The following is a 16,065-nucleotide window of genomic DNA, read 5'->3' as shown; positions in this document are numbered from 1 at the left end:
CCGCCCGCCGCAGCGGGTCGACCCCGGGCGGACCGCCGTCCCCGACGCGCCGCGCGCCGTGCTGGATCCGCCTGGCCGGGCGGCGTCCGACGAGACGGCCCAGCGCCCCCGGATCCGGCCGTATGTGCGGCCTGTGCAGCCGCCCTCGCGGGAGATGCGCAGCCTGTGCGAGGCATCGTCGGGCATCGCCGATCCGGCGATCACCCGGGCCTGCCGCGACGCCTATCGCTGAGCCGAGCCCTGAGCACCGAGCACCGAGCACCCAGCCCTGAGCACCGAGCACGCCCGTCCGGGCTTCCGGCACCCCGGAGTTCACCCGCCCCGCACTCGCCCCGCACCCGGTGCGGGGCGGGACTTCCCGGGCCGTCCTCAGGACCGGCGCAGCGCGGGGGCGGCCGGGGCCGGGCCCAGCGTCGTCGTCCCGGGAGCGGCCCGGTGCCCCAGCCCCGTGCGGTACACGTCCATCGCCGCCTCGGTCCGGCCGCCGCGCCGCAGCAGATCGCCGAGCAGCCGGCAGAGATCGGCGAGATCGCCGCTGGCCCCGCTGCGCTCCAGCAGGGAGAGCGCCTGGACATAGTGCTCCTCGGCCGCCTCCGGCTCGTCCCGCTCCTCGGCGATCAGCCCGAGCAGCCGGTGCGCGCCGCCCGCGTGCACCGCGCCGTGCCGGTCGCCCAGCTCCAGCAGCGCCGACAGCAGCCCGGCGGCCTCCTCGTACCGGCCCAGCCGCCGCAGCACATCGGCCAGTTCCACCTCCACCTGCGCGGTGTACAGGGTGGCCCGCTTGGCGTCGAGCATGTCCCGGGCGGTGCGCAACTCCCGCTCGGCCAGGGTGAGATCGCCGTTCTGGGCCTGGATGTACCCGCGCATCCAGTGGCAGTGCGCGAGATCGGTGCGGAGCCGTAGCTGCCGGTAGATCGTCTGGGCCTTGGCGAGCGAGGCGTCGGCGTCGGCCGTGCGGCCCTCGGCGAGAAAGGTGCGGGCGACCTGCCGGTGCATCCCCGCCACCAGCGCGGGATCGTCCACCCGTGGAGCCAGCGCCAGGGCGAGTTCGGCGGCGTGCGCGGCGCGGGCGTGGGCCCCCATGTCGATGTACGGGCCGATGGCCGCGGCGTGGAGCAGTACCAGCGCCTCGGGGTCGGCCAGACCGCTGGAGCTCAGTTCGTCGATGGTGGATTCGAGGAGATAGCAGGCGTAGCGCAGCTCCCCGGCCAGCAGATGCGCGACGGCCCGGCCCCGGATCGCGCGGGCGCGACGGGGGAGCGGCCGGTCGGCCAGCAGCTGTTCCGCCGCCTCGAAGTGCCGTCGCGCGTCGTCCAGTTCACCGCTCTCCAGGGCGCAGTCGCCGAGGCCGAGCAGTGCCTCGGCCCGCTCGGGCGCGAGATCGAGGTGTTCCGCGTCGGTGAGCAGTCTGCGGTAGCGGACGGCGGCCTCGTCGGCGGCTCCGGTGGCCAGTTCCCGCTGGGCGTCGGTGAGACCGAGCCGCAGCTCGGTCGCCAGATGGGCGGGCCGTCCGGTGGTCAGCTCCTCGATCGAGACGCCGAGCCGTCCGGCGAGGAAGCGCAGCGCGGTCTCGGAGGGCCGCACCTTCCCCGACTCCAGCGTCGAGATGTACGCGGGAGTGTACGAGGGATCGGCCAGCTGCCGCTGTGTCAGGCCGCGCTCCGTGCGCAGTCGCTGCACCCGGCGGCCGATCTCGGCCGGTTCGTCCATGGGAACCCCCCTGGTTGCTCCGTCCCCGCAGTATTCAGGGTCGGCGGGCCATTGCGCATGTCCTGTTCGCGCCCTAGTTTAAGCAGCTAGTTCATCGAATTTACGTATTCACTTAACTTTCTTTCCGGGGAGAGGACTCCATGCGCTCAGCACTGCGCAGAGCCATGACGGCGGCCGGCCTGGCCACCGCCGTCACCGCCGTACTCGCCACCGCCCCCGCGGTCGCCGACAGCGCCCCCGCGGGCCGGTCGGCCGCCGGGGTCGAGGTCGAGATACCCGGACCGGAGCACGGCACCGCCGCCGGCTCCGGCCACACCACGGTTCCGCCGGGCGGCAAGGACCGGCCCGCGCCCCGGCTCTCCGCACGCGAGAAGGCCGCCGACGGCGACGTCGCCAAGCTGGTGGACAGCGGCTCCACCGGGGACCGCCTGGACATCGTCGTCGTCGGCGACGGCTACACCGCGGCGGAACTGCCCCGGTTCCGCGCCGACGCCCAGAAGATGTGGGCCGAACTCGCCGCGGTCGAGCCGTACACGACCTACCGGAACCTTTTCAACGTCTGGGCGATCGACGCCGTGTCGAACCAGTCCGGCGTCTCCGGCGACCCCGACTCCGGCACGGTCCGCGACACGGCCCTGGGCTCGTACTTCTGGTGCGACGGCATCGAGCGGCTGCTCTGCATCGACCAGGAGAAGGTCGACGGCTATGTCGCGAAGGCCCCCGAGGCGGACCTGGTCGTCGTCCTCGCCAACAGCGCCAAGTACGGCGGCGCGGGCTACAACCAGCCCAGCCCGACCCTCGGTTACGAGGGCATCTCCACCGCGTCGGCGGGCAATGAGCGCTCCGGCCAGGTCGCCATCCACGAGACCGGCCACTCGCTCGGCAAGCTCGCCGACGAGTACTTCTACCCCGGCTACCCCGGGTACGAGAAGTACACCGGCCCCGAGCCCGACGACTCCAACATCTCCATCCTGACCGCCGCCGACCTGGCCCGCCAGAAGGCCAAGTGGCACCGCTGGCTCGGCGAGCAGTCGCCCGACGGCGGCGTCGTCGGCGCGTACGAAGGCGGGGGCTACTTCGTCGAGGGGCTCTACCGCCCCACCGACAACTCCCTGATGCGGGTCACCGGCAAGCCGTTCAACCTGCCCGGCGTCGAGGCGATGATCGCCGGCTTCTACCGCCACTCCGAGGCCGTCACCGCGCTCACCCCCACCGACCGCACCCTGCGGCTGGGGCAGTCCGTGAAGACCTCCGTACCCCGGCTGCACGGCGCGGACGGCCGCCAGTTGAAGATCCGCTGGAAGCTGGACGGCAAGGAGCTCAAGTACCTCTCGGACCGCACCCGGATCCGGGTGTCGGAGCTCACCCTGGGACTGCTCGACCGGCGTACGCACCGGCTGACGGTCACGGTCGAGGACCGTACCCCCTCGGTACGGGACCCGAAGATCGCCGCGACGCTGAAGTCCTCGGTCAGCTGGAAGGTCCGGCTCTGACACCATCGCGCACCGCGGCCGACGGCAGGGGAAGCCCGCCGTCGGCCGCGGCGCGTGCGGCCGTCAGCGCTTGACGGCCACGAACCCCCACTGCTCCACCGGCTCACCGGTGAGCGGCTCCTCGGGCCGCCAGAGGCTGATCGAGCCGAACCCCGGTTCCACCAGCTCCAGACCGTCCGCGAAGGAACGGACCACCTCGGCGGGACGGGAGACGTACGGCAGCGCCCCGCCGCTGGCGTACTCGTCCGAACCGGCGCGGGTCTCCGGCGTCTCGATCGTGTCGCACAGGATGAGACAGCTCCCGGCCGGCAGAGCGTCCAGATAGCTGCGCACCAGCGCGGCGGCCCGGTCGTCGTCCGCGACATGCCCCAGCGTGGAGAGCAGCATCAGCGCCACCGGCTGGGTCAGATCCAGCGTCCCGGCGGCCTCCCGCAGCACCTTCGGAGCGTCCGTCAGATCCGCGTGCACATAACTGGTCGCCCCCTCCGGCCTGCTGACCAGCAGCGCGCGGGCATGGGCCAGCACGATCGGATCGTTGTCGACATAGACGATGCGCGCCTCCGGCACGGCCCGCTGAGCGACCTCGTGGGTGGCGTCGGCCGTGGGCAGCCCGGTGCCGAGATCGAGGAACTGCCGTATCCCCGCCTCCGCGGCCACATGGCGCACGGCCCGCGCCTGGAACCGGCGCGAGGCGCGGGCGATATCGATGATCTGCGGGAACATCTCCTCCATCCGCGCGCCCAGGGCCCGGTCGACGGGGTAGTTGTCCTTGCCGCCGAGCCAGTAGTTCCACACCCGTGCGGAATGGGGCGTACTGGTGTCGATCACAGCCGCCGGCGCCGTGGCCTGCTGCTCCGCGTTCATCGTGCTCTCCTTGCGTCGGCCCCCGTACAACCGGTACGGGGGATCCGCCCATGTTTCACCACAGATCGCGCATACGCCAGCGGCGCCTTCCCACGGCAACCCCCGTACCCGGCGGGCCGATAGCGGCGGGGCCCCGGCCGACGACGACCGGCGTACATATGATCACATGGCGGTATGCGACGGTCCGGGGGAGCTGAACGGCCATGACCGACGGAGAAGTCTTCCCGGTGGGCTGACGGCGATCCGTGTGCGGCCCGGCGGCGAGGCCCCGGGCCGCACGCCCGGGGTCGGATGCCCGGGGTCGGATGCCCGGGGTCAGATGCCGGCGGAGGCCATCTCGATGATGGAGCGGTAATAGGCGGCGGTGGAGACCACACAGGCGCGGTAGGTGCGGTTCTCCTTCACCACCAGGTAGTAGTCCCGCAGGTTCTTCCAGTACTGGACCAGATAGCCGAGCCCGGGAATGAAGGCGGGCGGCCGGGGCACCAGCGCGAACGCTTCCGAGCAGGCGAGAATCCGCTCGGTGGCCTGCGACAGCACATCGGCGACCTCGGCGTTCATGTTCCAGCCCGCCGCCAGCTGCGGAGTCCAGATCGCTCCGGCGATCTCCCGCAGCCGCTCCTGCTCCTCCGGCGTCGGGTCGCTCAGAAGCGACACGGCGGCCGGCGACGGCGCGGCGGCGCGGGGCTCGGCGGCCTGGGCCGTGCTCAGCGTGCCCATGGTCAGCGTGGCTCCGGCGACGATGAGCGCCACCGCCGCCGTCAGTCCCGGTCTCTGTGCCTTCACGGCATTCCCCTCCCTGTTGCCCGCTGTGACAGCGGGGACCTGTGCGATCACCGTGCGATGTGACGCTGACATGACGACCGTCGGGCGTCAACGGGGCCCGGCCCATGTCCCGCGCCCCGGGCCCCGGACGCTCTATCGGTGTGCTGTCCCCCGGCCGGCCGTGGTCCCACCGTGGTTCAGCCACACCGGCAGCGCTTGCATGTCGTTGCCGATGAAGGAGCGTTTCGGTGTGAGCCGCTCCGGATCGGCGGCGAGCGCGAGCCCGGGAAAGCGGCTGAAGAGCGCGGGCAGCGCCACTTCGGCTTCGAGCCGGGCCAGTTGCGCGCCGAGACAGAAGTGCGCGCCGTACCCGAAGGCCAGATGAGCCTTGTCCGCGCGGTCGACGTCGAAGATCCGCGGTGCGTCATGGACGGCGGGATCACGCCCATGCGCGCCGAACGCCATGAGGATGGCGTCATGCGCCCGGATCACGACGCCCTCGCCCAGGTCGATGTCCTCCTTGGCCCAGTGCAGCGGCAGATGCATCACCGAAGGATGGAGCCGCAGCGTCTCCTCCACGACGTCGCCCCAGCGCGCGGGATCGGCGAGCACGGCCGCCAGCTGCGCCGGACTGCCGAGCAGCTCGCGCACGGCGTGGCCGAGGAGGGCGATGGTGGTCTGACCGCCCGCCCCGATCATCAGAGTCAGCGTGGAGAGCAGCTCGTACTCGGTGAGCCGGTCCCCGTCGTCCTCATGGGCGGTCAGGAGCAGGCTGGTCATATCGTCGCCGGGCTCCCGGCGTTTGGCCTCGATGAGCTCCATCACCACCCGGGTCAGCCCCTCGCCGAGGGCCGCGGACTCCTCCCTGGTGACATCGGTCGGCGTCACCAGGTCGAAGACCTTCAGCATCGCGTCCCGCTGCGCGTCGGGCACTCCGAAGAGATCGCAGATCACCCGGGTCGGCACCGGATAGCAGAACCCGTCCCGCAGATCGACCGGCGCATCACCCGGCAGCTTCTCCAGGGCGTCGAGCCGCGCGGCGACGATGCGCTCGATCACGGGCCGCATGGCCGCGGTACGGCGTGGGGTGAACGCCGGCCCGATCAGCTTCCGCAGCCGGATGTGGTCGCTGCCCTCGGCGGTGAACATCGACTCCAGATCCACCCAGGTGGCCAGCCACAGGATTTCTCCCGGCCGGTAGTCCGGCACGGACTTCCGGGCGTCCCGGGAGACGCCCGGATGCGTCAGCAGACGCTTGACGACGTCCCCACGGCTCACCGACCACGCGATCACCCCCTCGGGCAGCTGAATCCGCACGGCGGGCCCCGCCGCGCGAAGCGCGTCCACCTGGTCGTACAGACACCGGCCGCCGTCGCTTTCGAGTTTCACGGGTGTGCCGGTTCCGGTAGTGCTCATGAGGCGCCTCCTCCGGGCATGCGGTAGTCCGGGTGTGCCGGGCACGCTGACACTCATATGACGATCCGTCGCTTCGGCCCGCGCGTCTACGCGTCCGCAGCGCCGAATTCCCGCCGGTGGCCGGATCGGCCTCACTCCGGCGGGCGGGGGCGCGCTCCCGGGCTCCGGGGGGCCCGTCCGGGTGCTCACCCGGCGCCGCGGCCCGGGCGGCGCATCCTCCGTGGGCCCCGCCCGCCGCACGGGTATCCGTCCGGCGGCCCGTTGGCTAAGGTCACGATCATGAGCGAAGGGACACCGGGCATCCCCGGACGGGCCGAACGTGCGGCGTCCTTCGGCGCCGCCGCCGACGCGTATGAGCGCGGCAGGCCGCCCTACCCGGCCCGCGCGGTCGACTGGCTGCTCGCCGGAGCGGGCGACCGGGTCCTCGATCTCGGAGCGGGCACCGGGAAGCTGACCCGTCTGCTGACCGCGCGAGGGCTGGACGTCACCGCGGTGGAGCCGTCGGGCGGCATGCGGGAGCACCTGGTCACGGCGGCGCCCGGGGCGCGCGTCCTGGCGGGTTCGGCCGAGTCGATTCCGCTGCCGGACGGCTGCGCGGATGTCGTGACGGCGGCCCAGGCATGGCACTGGGCCGACACGGCACGCGCCGTCCCGGAGACGGCCCGTGTCCTCGCGCCCGGCGGCAGTCTCGCACTGGTGTGGAACGTACGCGACGAACGCGCGGACTGGGTGGCCCGGCTCGGCCGGCTGCTGCATCCGGCCGGAGCGCGGCCGACCGCCGGCGCCGGCGTCGCCGCGCTGGCGGAACGGCCCGACCTCTACGGCCCCATCGAGACGTTCACCGTGGAGTGGAGCGCCGAGCTCGGGCCCGCGGAACTGGTCGACCTGGTGGCCTCGCGCAGCTATGTGATCATGCTCCCGGAGCCGGACCGGGCCGAGCTCCTGGCGCGCGTCAGGGAACTGACCGTACGCCATCCCGCGCTCGCGGGCCGCGAACGGTTCTCCATGCCCTATATCACCCGGTGCTACCGGGCCGGACGGCTCGCGACCGGGGTCACCAGCGCACGGCGGTGAAGTCGATCGGCTGGGGACGCATCCCGGCGGCACGGTCCGTCAGCCGGCGCAGCCTCAGGGCCATCTCCCCGGCGGGGAGCCGGCGGCGGTCGCCGTGTCCGGGCAGCAGCCATTCGAATCGCAGGGCGTCCACCGTGCGCGCCAGCGACGCCGCGAGCTCCTCGACGGAGTACCAGGTGACGCTCTCCGCGATCTCGACGTCTCCGGTCGTGCGCGACCAGTAGAAGCTGTCCCCGCTGAAGCAGTACCGCTCGTCGGCGACATAGAGCACGCTGCCCCGGGTGTGTCCGGGCAGCGGATGGGCGACGACTCCCTCGCCGATCTCGACGGCGCCCGAGCCGCGCAGCACCCGGTCCGCGTCGGGGGCGGCGTCGAGATCCCCCTCGTGGATCCAGAGCCGCGCGCCGAAGCGGTCGGCGTAACGGCGGCCGTGCGCCGCGTGGTCCCGATGGGTCAGCAGCACATCGGTGACCGGGCCGAGCCGCTCGTACCGGGCGGCCAGCCGCTCACTCCAGCGAGGGGTGTCCACCATCATCCGGCTGCCGTCCGCACGGCGGAGCAGATACGCGTTGGCGCCCGCGGTGTGCGTGGAGTTGTGGCCGCAGAGATGGACGGCGTCGTCGAGGGCCAGGGGGTACGGGTCGAGCGCGTCGTCCAGCCGCTGGGAGGGGCGGCGGATGGACCGGGTGTGGCAGGCGAAGGCCGCGGCGTGCAACAGCCGCGACTCGCGTTCGTCGGCGGGCTGCCGCAGGATCTCGGAGCGGCCCCGGACCTCGCCGATCAGCTCCGGCGCGAGCTGTCTCGCGACATCGCAGTTCGTGCAGCGGTCGTCCACGAACCAGCCGGCGTCCTCCGTGTCCGCCGCCGTGGCCTGCCGGGCAGTGTCCGCTTCGCTCATCGGGGAAGTCCTCCTCGCACGGTTCGCCGCGGTCTCTCCGCGGCAGAAGGATCTCCCTTCTCTCCCGGAAAGAGGAAGGGGAGGTGGACCTTGTGTCCTCCGGCGCCGTGTGTACCCGTCGAAAGCTCCGCACCGCGCCCGTATCCGGGCCGGAGCACGCCCGGACGGCCCCGACCCGAGGCGCTCCGGCGCGCAGGGCGCGCGCCGGAGCGCCTCGTCGGCGGCCCGGAAACCCGGGGCGGTGCGCTCACCGCCGCCGGACGCTCGCCCGGCGGTCCGTCAGCCGGCCGGCTCGTTCTCGCCGACGGCGGTGATGGCCTGCACGGGACAGGTCCGCGCCGCCTGCCGCGCCTTCGCTTCGTGGGTCTCGCCCGGACGCGCGGGCAGCAGCTCGCTCAGCCCGTCGTCGTCCTGGGTGAACACCTCCGGAGCGGTGAGCGCGCAGAGCGCCGCCCCGATGCAGACGTCCCGGTCGATCTCGATGCGCATGTCCTTCGGTCCTCTCCTTCCTGGGCACGGATGATCGTCGGCCGGCGGTCACCAGGCGACGGGGAGCTCCACCATTCCCTGGAGGGTGTCGCCCGGTTTGAACGGCACCTGGTCGGCGGGCACCGTCAGCCGCAGCTCCGGCAGCCGGACGAGCAGCGACCGCAGCGCGATCTCCATCTCGGCACGGGCCAGGTTCTGCCCCAGGCACTGGTGCACCCCGTAGCCGAAGCCGATGTGATGGCGGGCCGAGCGGTGCCAGTCGAGATCCTCGGGCGAGACGAATGCGTCGGCGTCCCGGTTGATCAGCGAGGTCGCGAACACCACCCCGTCGTCCGCCCGGATCGTCGTGCCGCGGTCCACCTCGATGTCCTCCAGGGCCACCCGCACCATGCCGTCGGCGACCGAGAGAAAGCGCATCAGCTCTTCGACCGCCGCGGGCGTCAACGAGGGGTCCGCCCGCAGCTCGGCCAGGTGCTCCGGATGCTGGAGCAGGGTGAACACCCCCAGCGACAGCATGTTCGCGGTGGTCTCATGGCCCGCGATGAGCAGCAGAAGCCCCAGGCTGGCCAGCTCCGTGCGGTCGAGGGCGCCCTCCGCCCGCTGCCGGGCGATCAGTTCGTCGAGCAGCCCGTCGCCCCCGGCGGCGGCGATCCGCTCGTCGACCAGAGCGCCCATGTAATCGTCCAGCAGCTCCCGGGCCCGTTCGGTGTCCTCGGCGGACGGCCCGCGTAACAGCGCCCGGGACTGCTCCTCGAAGAACTCGTGGTCCGCGTAGGGGACGCCGAGCAGGGCGCAGATCACCATCGACGGCACCGGCAGGGCGAAGGCGCTCACCAGCTCGGCGGGCGGCCCCTGCTCGATCAGGATGTCCAGCTGCTGGTCCACGGCACGCTGGATCACCGGCCGCAGCCCCGCGATGCGCTTGAGACCGAATCCCGGAATCAGCATGCGGCGCTGCACATTGTGCTCGGGGTCGTCCACCCCCAGCAGCGCCACCGTGCGCCTGCCGATGGTGGCGAAGCGCTCGCTGGTCACCGGGAACGCCTCGTTCTCACGGTTGGTGGACAGCCGGGAATCGGCCAGCAGCCGCCGTGCGAGCGCATGCCCGGTCACGGCCCAGACCGACCGTCCGTCGTAGAGGCTCACCCGGGAGAGGGGACCGTCCCCGCGCAGCTTCTCGTATGCGGTGGGGGGAGCGTAGGGACAGGTCCGGTTCTGTGGGAAGGCGACGGTTTCCGTCATCGTGGTCCTCGCAGAGTGAGTAGTCCGATGGAGTCCATCTCCCACTACATGCCTTAGGCATCTACTCGTCTATGCGTAGTTCGGCCAAAACGTCGAATTGCGGCGTGATCGCCCCGTGCCCTGTGGCGCTCGTACGCCCCCGTCCGGTGGCGCCCGGGCGCCGTCCGCCAGATGGCCGGATCACCCCCACGGGCGACCTGCCCGATCGGCGGCGACACCAGTGCGTTCGTCCTAATAATCTATGGAATTCACGGTTAAAACGCCCGGACGGCGTAAATATGTCCCCCAGTTGCTCCACATCAGGTCCATCGATGCGGTCGTTGTTTGGAATATGACGACAGTGATGCCCCCACCCCTGGTCGAGCCCTGGAGCACCGCTCGCGCCGATACCACCAGACTGGGAAAGTGGATTCTCAGCCCCGGATCCACGAAGCCCGCGCCGGACGACAATGCCGCACTCCTGTACGAGGACGAGGGCGGGGACCGGAGGGTCGAGCTCACCTACTCCTCCTCGGTGCTGAAGGAGTTCCTGGCGGTGATCGGAGGCATCCAGGACGAGCTCCACCGCCGGCTGCCGCCCGGTGGGACTCTGCCCTTTCCCGCGCACGACGACACATGGACGGGGTCAGGCGTCCATGCATGACGAGCACGGGCTCTACGGGTCGGCCGCGTACCCCCAAGCCGAAGGGCATCCCGGCTGGACGGACCCGTACGGCGCCCCGGTCGCCGGGGGATATCCGCAGCCGCCCCCCATGGGCGCAAGGCCCCTTGACGTGCCATGGGATCCCACAGCGGAGCTCGAACAGCTGCTGCAGACCCCGGACGACCGCGACTTCGGCCCCCCGGCCCCGGACTACGGCCCGGCCCCCGACCCGCTGGCGGACACCGCGACCGTGGAGCTCCTCCGGACCGCCGCCGAACCGCCGCGCTCCTACCAGGCCCCCGCCAGCCACCGCCGCCGGGCCCCCACCCGGGACCGCCGGGTCCTGCTGCTGCGCGTGGCCAGCTTCTCCATCGCCGTCCTGGCCGCCGTCATCGTCTCCATGGTCAGCGTTTTCGGCGGGATGGTCGCCCTCGCCCCCCTCCAGGAGATCGCCGAGCCGCGGACCTCCCAGACGCTGATCATCTGGTGGCCCCTCCTGGTGTACGGACCCTGGGTCGTCGCCTCCCTCTCCATCCTGCGCGCGTCGCTGCACCGGCGGCGGGCGATGCACTCCTGGACCGTCGTCCTGTTCTTCTCCTGTGTCGCCACCCTGCTCTGTGTGGTGCAGGCGCCCAGAACGCTCATCGACGTGGCCGCCGCCGCGCTCCCCTCCCTCGCGGTCCTGGCCTGTTTCCAGCAGCTCGTCCGTCTCATCACCATGGTCAGACCGCCGCGCCAGGCCGGCCGCCGCCACCGCGCCCGCGTCTCGTCGCAGCCGTCCCGCCAGCCGTCCGACGAAGACGTGCCCCAGGCCGCGCACCTCCCGTACACCGCGCCGGTGGAGGGCCACCCGGTCGCCGCCGAGCCGGACTCCCCGCGAGGCCCCTTCCCGCGCCAGCATTCGGCGCGTCGCGGCGGCTTCCGCTGACCGCACCGGTCATCGGGCCCCGGCGCGTCCACCGGACGGGCGGACGCGCCGGGGCCCGGCGCGGCGTACAAGCCCCCGCGTCCGCCCGGTGTCAGTCGCAGCCCATGCCCTTCTTGACCGCGGGCCAGACCTCGACGCTCCCGGCGTTACGGACATACGCCTTCGACGCGTCCTTCGTCAGCCACAACTCCCGGCCGTCCAGCCGGAAGCCGGTGTCCCGCGCGGCGGCCGGCATGGCCGCGTCACCGTCGTAGCCGGACGTGAGCATCCCGGCCGGCAGCACCCCCTGCGGGTCCCGGGCGTACAGCCTCCGCTGCTCGTACTCGCCGGTCTCCAGGAAGTACGCCTTCTGCCAGTCGCAGTGCGCCGAACCGGCGGAGCTGCTCACCTCGGACACGGGGACCCGCTTGCCGGAGCGGTCGGACCAGATCTCATACGCCTTGGTGTCGGTGAACTCCGCCGGCAGCTCCGACGGATCGCAGGAGGCGCTCGTCTCCGGGCCCCAGCCCGGCCGGTTCGGCCCGTCCTTCGCGACCACCACGGCGACCTTGGTCCTGCCGCCCACATCGAAGGAGTAGAGCACCCGCTCCGCCTCCTCGCGCTCCACGCGGTATCCGTACCGCGGCTCCTCGGGCTGCTCGATGTCGAAGTACGCTCTCAGCCCGCCCTCGGGGGTGTCCCCGCCGTCGCCCTCGCTCCAGCGGTCGGCGCCTCCGCCGGAGTAGATTCTTCCCTCGCACTCCAGCGCCCGTCCCGCCGCCCCCGACCGCTTGGGCAGATTCTGCGGACTCTCCTCCTCGTCGGTCTCCTCAAGCGCCACCCACAACGGCCCGCTGTAGGGAGCGGCCGGCGCCTTGCCCTTGATCACCAGAGCCTTGGCCGGCTTCTCCGCCGGCTCCTCCGCCAACCCTTCCGGCTTCTCCGCGCATCCCACGGCCGACATCAGGACGCCCACCGCCATCAGCGCACCCGCTCGGGTCCCGCGCATGTCCCCACCCCTCGTTCACCGTCCGTCACTTCGGCCCTGGGACGTACGGGAGGACCCGGCGGTTCCCGTCTGGGTAGGGTTCAACGCCTCAGCGGCACAACCGGCGAGACGAAGAGGTGACGGACATGGGCGCGGCGATCCGCAGGGCGGCCGGGACCGACCGGGAGACGGTGGCAGAGCTCCTGGACAGGGCGTTCCAGGACGATCCGGTGAGCGTCTGGGTGCTCTCCGACGGGCAGCGCCGCCATGAGGCGCACCGCCCGCTGATGGAGGCGTTCCTCGACATCGTGCTGGCCGCGGGCCGCGTCGACCTCATGGCGGACGGCTCGGCCGCGGCGCTGTGGCTGTCCGTGCCGGACGGCGGTCCCCGCGACGACGACGGGAGCGTCGGGCGGCTCGTGACGGCGGTCGACCCCGGCAACGAACGCATCGGGATCCTGGGGCGGCTGACCGGGGAGGCACACCCGAAGCGGGCCCATGAGTATCTGTGGTTCATCGCCGTCGACCCGGCACGGCAGGGCGAGGGCCTCGGCACCGAGCTGCTGCGGACCGCGCTCGCCCACGGCGACCGGGAGGGCGTACCGGCGTATCTGGAGGCGAGCAGCTCCCGCAGCCGGGATCTCTACCGCCGGCTCGGCTTCACCGTCGTGGAGCCCCTGATCACCCTGCCCGACGGCCCGGTGATCTGGCCGATGTGGCGTGAGCCGCGGCCCTGAGCCGGTGGGTCGTCCCCAGGTCGCGTCGTCGGAGTCCCGCCGTGGCTGCTCCCGCCGCCGGGCCGCTCTCCGTCACACCGCTCCGCGCGCCTCGGCGAGAAGGCGCAGGGCTCAAGTCCCGGGCCGTGCACATCCCGTAGGGCGCGGACAGGAGCTGTCCTCCCGGCGCGAGGGCCGGATACTGAGGGGGGAGCGGGGGACACCGAGACGGCGGAGGGGTCATGACCGGAGACAGCGCGATCATCTATGCGGGGGAGACGGCCCAACCCGTACGCATGGGAAGAACAGGCGCGGGGACCGTCATCGGGGCGGCGCCGTCCGTCGAGGCCGCCGCCCGGCTGGCGGCCCGGCTGGCGGGCGAGGGGGTCGGGACCATCCAGCTCTGCGGGGCGACCGGACTCGTCTGGACCGCCGCGGTGGAGCGGGCGGTGGGGGGCCGGGCCCGGGTGGCCACCGTGCTCTTCGGCTTCGAATCCCTGATCCAGGTGGCACGCTTCAAAGAGCTGGTGATCGCAGGCCGGCCGGTGACGATGCTCTTCCTCTGCCTCCAGGAAGGCGCCGACCCGGCCGTCGACCGGCTGGAGCGCCAGGAGGGCGCGGTGCGGGCGCTGTTCGTCGCCGTTCCCGACCCGGGAGCGGGCGCCGCCGTGGCCGCGGGACTCGCCGGCGAGGTGGAGTTGATCGAGCTGTACGGGGGCTTCGCCCCGAACGCGGCGGCAGCGGTGATCGAGGCCGCGGGGGAGCGGGTCGCGGTGGGTGCCGCGATGAGCCCGGCGGCCCAGCGGGAGTGAGCCCGGCGGCTGAGCGGGAGTGAGCCCGGGGCCGGGCCGGGGCGAGCCCGGCGGCCGGGCTCTCACGCCGGTGGAAAACGGGTGGAGCGCCGGCCCGGGCGTTACTACGCTCCCTGGCATGGCACTCAAGATCACTACGCTTGCCGAGCGTCCCGGGCTCCAGGAGCCGATGTGGCGGATGCCCGACACCTGGCCCGAGTTCATGCTGCACGACCCGATCGGCTGGGCGTATTTCAGCCGGATCGCCGACGAACTGCCGCAGCACGTCCTGGTCGCCACCGACGAGGCCGGTGACGTGGTCGCCAGGTCGTTCAGCGTGCCGTTCCGCTTCGACACGGAGGGGCGGCGGGAGCTGCCCGCGACCGGCTGGGACCAGGTGCTGCTGTGGGCCTTCGACGATCTGCGGCACGGGACCGCCCCGGACACGGTGAGCGCCATCGACATCACCGTGGCCGCCGGACGCCAGGGGCAGGGCATATCCGGCATGATGCTCGACGCCCTCCGGAGGAACGTCCGCGAGCGCGGCCTGAGCGGGCTGGTCGCCCCGGTGCGTCCCTCCCGTAAGCACACGGAGAGCACGGGCTCCATCCACGAGTACGCCTTCCGCACCCGCCCGGACGGCCTTCCGCACGACCCCTGGCTCCGTGTGCACGTCCGCGCGGGCGGGACGGTCCAGTCCGTCGCGCCCGCCTCCATGACGATCACGGGCTCCCTGGACCAGTGGCGTGCCTGGACGGGGCTGCCCTTCGACGTACAGGGACCCGTCGAGGTGCCGGGCGCGCTGGTGCCGGTGCACTGCGAACCGGAGCGGGGGTACGCGGTGTACGTCGAACCGAACGTCTGGGTCAGACACCGGGTGGACCGGTGAACGGGCTCCTCCGCGGGAGGAAATCGAGCGGCTCGGAGGCGCCCCGTTCCCTGTGATCGCGGCCATGGCGGCCGAGGCCGCCGGCCGGTGGGGCGTCACCGTGCCCACCGGACTGCATGACGGGATCACCGCGCTGCCCGACCGCCGCCGAACCCGCCGCCGGGCGGCCGGGGCGGGCCGCCGCCGTACCCGACCAGCCGGTGATACCCCCGATCGGCGCGCTGCCGGGGAGCGGAGAACTACGCTCGGCCCGTGATCGATTCCTGGGAACCCGCGACGCCCGGTCTGCTGCGGCTGCCCTCCGGCCGGCTCGTTCGCGGCCGGGGACTGCGCCGGCCCCTTCCGCCGGGGCAGGAGCCGTCCTTCGCCCTGTATCTGCGGGGCCGCAGGCCCCCGCCCGTCCGCTGGGAGGCCCGCTGGCTCCGCTGGCCGGACTTCTGGCTGCCGTCCGATCGCGCCGCGTTCGAGAAGGCTCTGGGCGAGGCGTGGGAGCGCGCCGGAGCCGAACGCGTCGAGATCGCCTGCGGCGGCGGATACGGCCGGACCGGCACCGCGCTGGCCTGTCTCGCCGTGCTGGACGGGGTGCCCGGCGGCGAGGCGGTCGCCTACGTCCGGGAGCACTACGCGGCACGCGCCGTGGAGACCCCCTGGCAGCGCCGGTTCGTCGGCGCCTTCCCCTGAACGGGTCTCCACGGGCCTTCGTCCTCTCGCTCATGGCGCCGTGGACGGATCCCAGCCTTTCTTCGGCAGCGCCGGACGACTGCTCCGCGCGGGGACCCCGGCTCCTCTTGTGCGGGTCCGGGTCCGGCTGGGACGCTGCCGGGACGGTACGGATCACACGGATCACCTGGGGGAATCATGAACTCGAAGAAGTCTGTCGCCGCGGCCGTCTCCGTGGTGATGGCGCTGGCGGTCGTCGTGCTGGGAGCCTCGGCCACGGCCCACGCCAAGTCGGCCGGGGACAAGAAAGTTGAAGTGATCAAGTGACCGGCTGACGTGCGACGCCCGTTCCGTCCGGCCCGGCGGCCGGAGCGGAACGGGCGGAGGGTACGCCGCCCCGGGCTCGGCGTCGCGCGGGTTGGGCCAAGCGGGCGGTCCTCGCGAGGGGCGGACGGCGACCGCCGAACGCCCCGCCCAGCGCCCCGCCCCGGCCCGCGGTCCGGGTCCCGGCACCTCCCCC

General features: G+C 72.6%; 17 protein-coding genes and 1 pseudogene. 10 read left to right on the top strand and 8 right to left on the bottom strand.

Annotated features, from left to right (window positions below; translation table 11 throughout):
- Positions 1-232 (top strand): annotated as a pseudogene (locus FF041_RS37670) (hypothetical protein); the annotation flags it as partial.
- Between the two features lie 137 nt (positions 233-369).
- On the opposite strand, the gene FF041_RS01065 reads toward FF041_RS37670, so the two are convergent.
- Positions 370-1,710, bottom strand: coding sequence for a tetratricopeptide repeat protein (locus FF041_RS01065; protein ID WP_153520602.1), 1,341 nt, complete (start codon positions 1,708-1,710; stop codon positions 370-372).
- Between the two features lie 140 nt (positions 1,711-1,850).
- Here FF041_RS01065 and FF041_RS01060 point away from each other — a divergent pair, with 140 nt between their 5' ends.
- Positions 1,851-3,203 carry a M64 family metallopeptidase gene (locus FF041_RS01060; RefSeq protein WP_153520601.1) on the top strand — a complete coding sequence of 451 codons (1,353 nt, stop codon included), beginning with the start codon at positions 1,851-1,853 and terminating at the stop codon, positions 3,201-3,203.
- 63 nt (positions 3,204-3,266) lie between these two features.
- On the opposite strand, the gene FF041_RS01055 is transcribed toward FF041_RS01060, so the two are convergent.
- From FF041_RS01055 to FF041_RS01045, 3 genes are all read right to left on the bottom strand, one after another.
- Positions 3,267-4,067, bottom strand: coding sequence for an SAM-dependent methyltransferase (locus FF041_RS01055; protein WP_153481258.1), 801 nt, complete (start codon positions 4,065-4,067; stop codon positions 3,267-3,269).
- A gap of 315 nt (positions 4,068-4,382) precedes the next feature.
- Positions 4,383-4,853, bottom strand: a complete 471-nt coding sequence (locus FF041_RS01050; protein ID WP_323390898.1) for a hypothetical protein — start codon at positions 4,851-4,853, stop codon at positions 4,383-4,385.
- A gap of 132 nt (positions 4,854-4,985) precedes the next feature.
- Positions 4,986-6,248 carry a cytochrome P450 family protein gene (locus FF041_RS01045; protein WP_153520600.1) on the bottom strand — a complete coding sequence of 421 codons (1,263 nt, stop codon included), beginning with the start codon at positions 6,246-6,248 and terminating at the stop codon, positions 4,986-4,988.
- A 279-nt stretch (positions 6,249-6,527) separates the two neighbouring features.
- On the opposite strand from FF041_RS01045, the gene FF041_RS01040 reads away from it, so the two are divergent.
- The gene (locus FF041_RS01040; protein ID WP_153520599.1) at positions 6,528-7,322 is read left to right on the top strand and encodes a class I SAM-dependent methyltransferase; all 795 of its coding nucleotides are present in this window, start codon (positions 6,528-6,530) and stop codon (positions 7,320-7,322) included.
- On the opposite strand, the gene FF041_RS01035 is transcribed toward FF041_RS01040, so the two are convergent.
- From FF041_RS01035 to FF041_RS01025, 3 genes are all read right to left on the bottom strand, one after another.
- Positions 7,303-8,220, bottom strand: a complete 918-nt coding sequence (locus FF041_RS01035; protein ID WP_153520598.1) for an MBL fold metallo-hydrolase — start codon at positions 8,218-8,220, stop codon at positions 7,303-7,305. The two genes, FF041_RS01040 and FF041_RS01035, sit on opposite strands and share 20 nt — an antisense overlap.
- Positions 8,221-8,499: 279 nt before the next feature.
- Positions 8,500-8,709 (bottom strand): ferredoxin, encoded by a 210-nt coding sequence (locus tag FF041_RS01030; protein WP_153481264.1) that lies wholly within the window; start codon positions 8,707-8,709, stop codon positions 8,500-8,502.
- A 48-nt stretch (positions 8,710-8,757) separates the two neighbouring features.
- The gene (locus tag FF041_RS01025; protein ID WP_153481265.1) at positions 8,758-9,951 is read right to left on the bottom strand and encodes a cytochrome P450; all 1,194 of its coding nucleotides are present in this window, start codon (positions 9,949-9,951) and stop codon (positions 8,758-8,760) included.
- A 343-nt stretch (positions 9,952-10,294) separates the two neighbouring features.
- On the opposite strand from FF041_RS01025, the gene FF041_RS01020 reads away from it, so the two are divergent.
- Positions 10,295-10,594 (top strand): hypothetical protein, encoded by a 300-nt coding sequence (locus FF041_RS01020; RefSeq protein ID WP_153520597.1) that lies wholly within the window; start codon positions 10,295-10,297, stop codon positions 10,592-10,594.
- Positions 10,587-11,522 carry a DUF2637 domain-containing protein gene (locus FF041_RS01015; RefSeq protein ID WP_228387962.1) on the top strand — a complete coding sequence of 312 codons (936 nt, stop codon included), beginning with the start codon at positions 10,587-10,589 and terminating at the stop codon, positions 11,520-11,522. Before FF041_RS01020 ends, FF041_RS01015 begins: the two co-directional genes overlap by 8 nt.
- Before the next feature lie 91 nt (positions 11,523-11,613).
- Here FF041_RS01015 and FF041_RS01010 read toward each other — a convergent pair whose 3' ends face one another.
- Positions 11,614-12,510: a hypothetical protein gene (locus tag FF041_RS01010; RefSeq protein WP_153520596.1), complete on the bottom strand. Its 897-nt coding sequence runs from the start codon at positions 12,508-12,510 to the stop codon at positions 11,614-11,616.
- Positions 12,511-12,635: 125 nt separating this feature from the next.
- Between FF041_RS01010 and FF041_RS01005 the strand changes: the two genes are divergently transcribed.
- The 5 genes from FF041_RS01005 to FF041_RS39980 all read left to right on the top strand — a co-directional run bounded on the left by FF041_RS01005 (position 12,636) and on the right by FF041_RS39980 (position 15,872).
- On the top strand, positions 12,636-13,226 hold the full coding sequence (locus tag FF041_RS01005) for a GNAT family N-acetyltransferase (RefSeq protein ID WP_153520595.1): 591 nt from the start codon (positions 12,636-12,638) through the stop codon (positions 13,224-13,226).
- Between the two features lie 221 nt (positions 13,227-13,447).
- The gene (locus FF041_RS01000) at positions 13,448-14,017 is read left to right on the top strand and encodes a DUF6506 family protein (RefSeq protein WP_153520594.1); all 570 of its coding nucleotides are present in this window, start codon (positions 13,448-13,450) and stop codon (positions 14,015-14,017) included.
- Positions 14,018-14,135: 118 nt separating this feature from the next.
- Positions 14,136-14,885, top strand: a complete 750-nt coding sequence (locus FF041_RS00995; protein ID WP_153520593.1) for an N-acetyltransferase — start codon at positions 14,136-14,138, stop codon at positions 14,883-14,885.
- A gap of 252 nt (positions 14,886-15,137) precedes the next feature.
- A complete protein-coding gene (locus tag FF041_RS00990; RefSeq protein ID WP_323390895.1) occupies positions 15,138-15,566 on the top strand; it encodes a protein-tyrosine phosphatase family protein in 429 nt (142 codons plus the stop codon).
- A 177-nt stretch (positions 15,567-15,743) separates the two neighbouring features.
- Positions 15,744-15,872: a hypothetical protein gene (locus FF041_RS39980; protein WP_267133170.1), complete on the top strand. Its 129-nt coding sequence runs from the start codon at positions 15,744-15,746 to the stop codon at positions 15,870-15,872.
- Positions 15,873-16,065: the final 193 nt, after the last annotated feature.

Source organism: Streptomyces jumonjinensis (assembly GCF_009600885.1).
Taxonomy (GTDB): Bacteria; Actinomycetota; Actinomycetes; order Streptomycetales; family Streptomycetaceae; genus Streptomyces; species Streptomyces jumonjinensis.
Note: the sequence above shows the minus strand (reverse complement) of the source record. Positions and strands in the feature narration are given on the sequence as shown.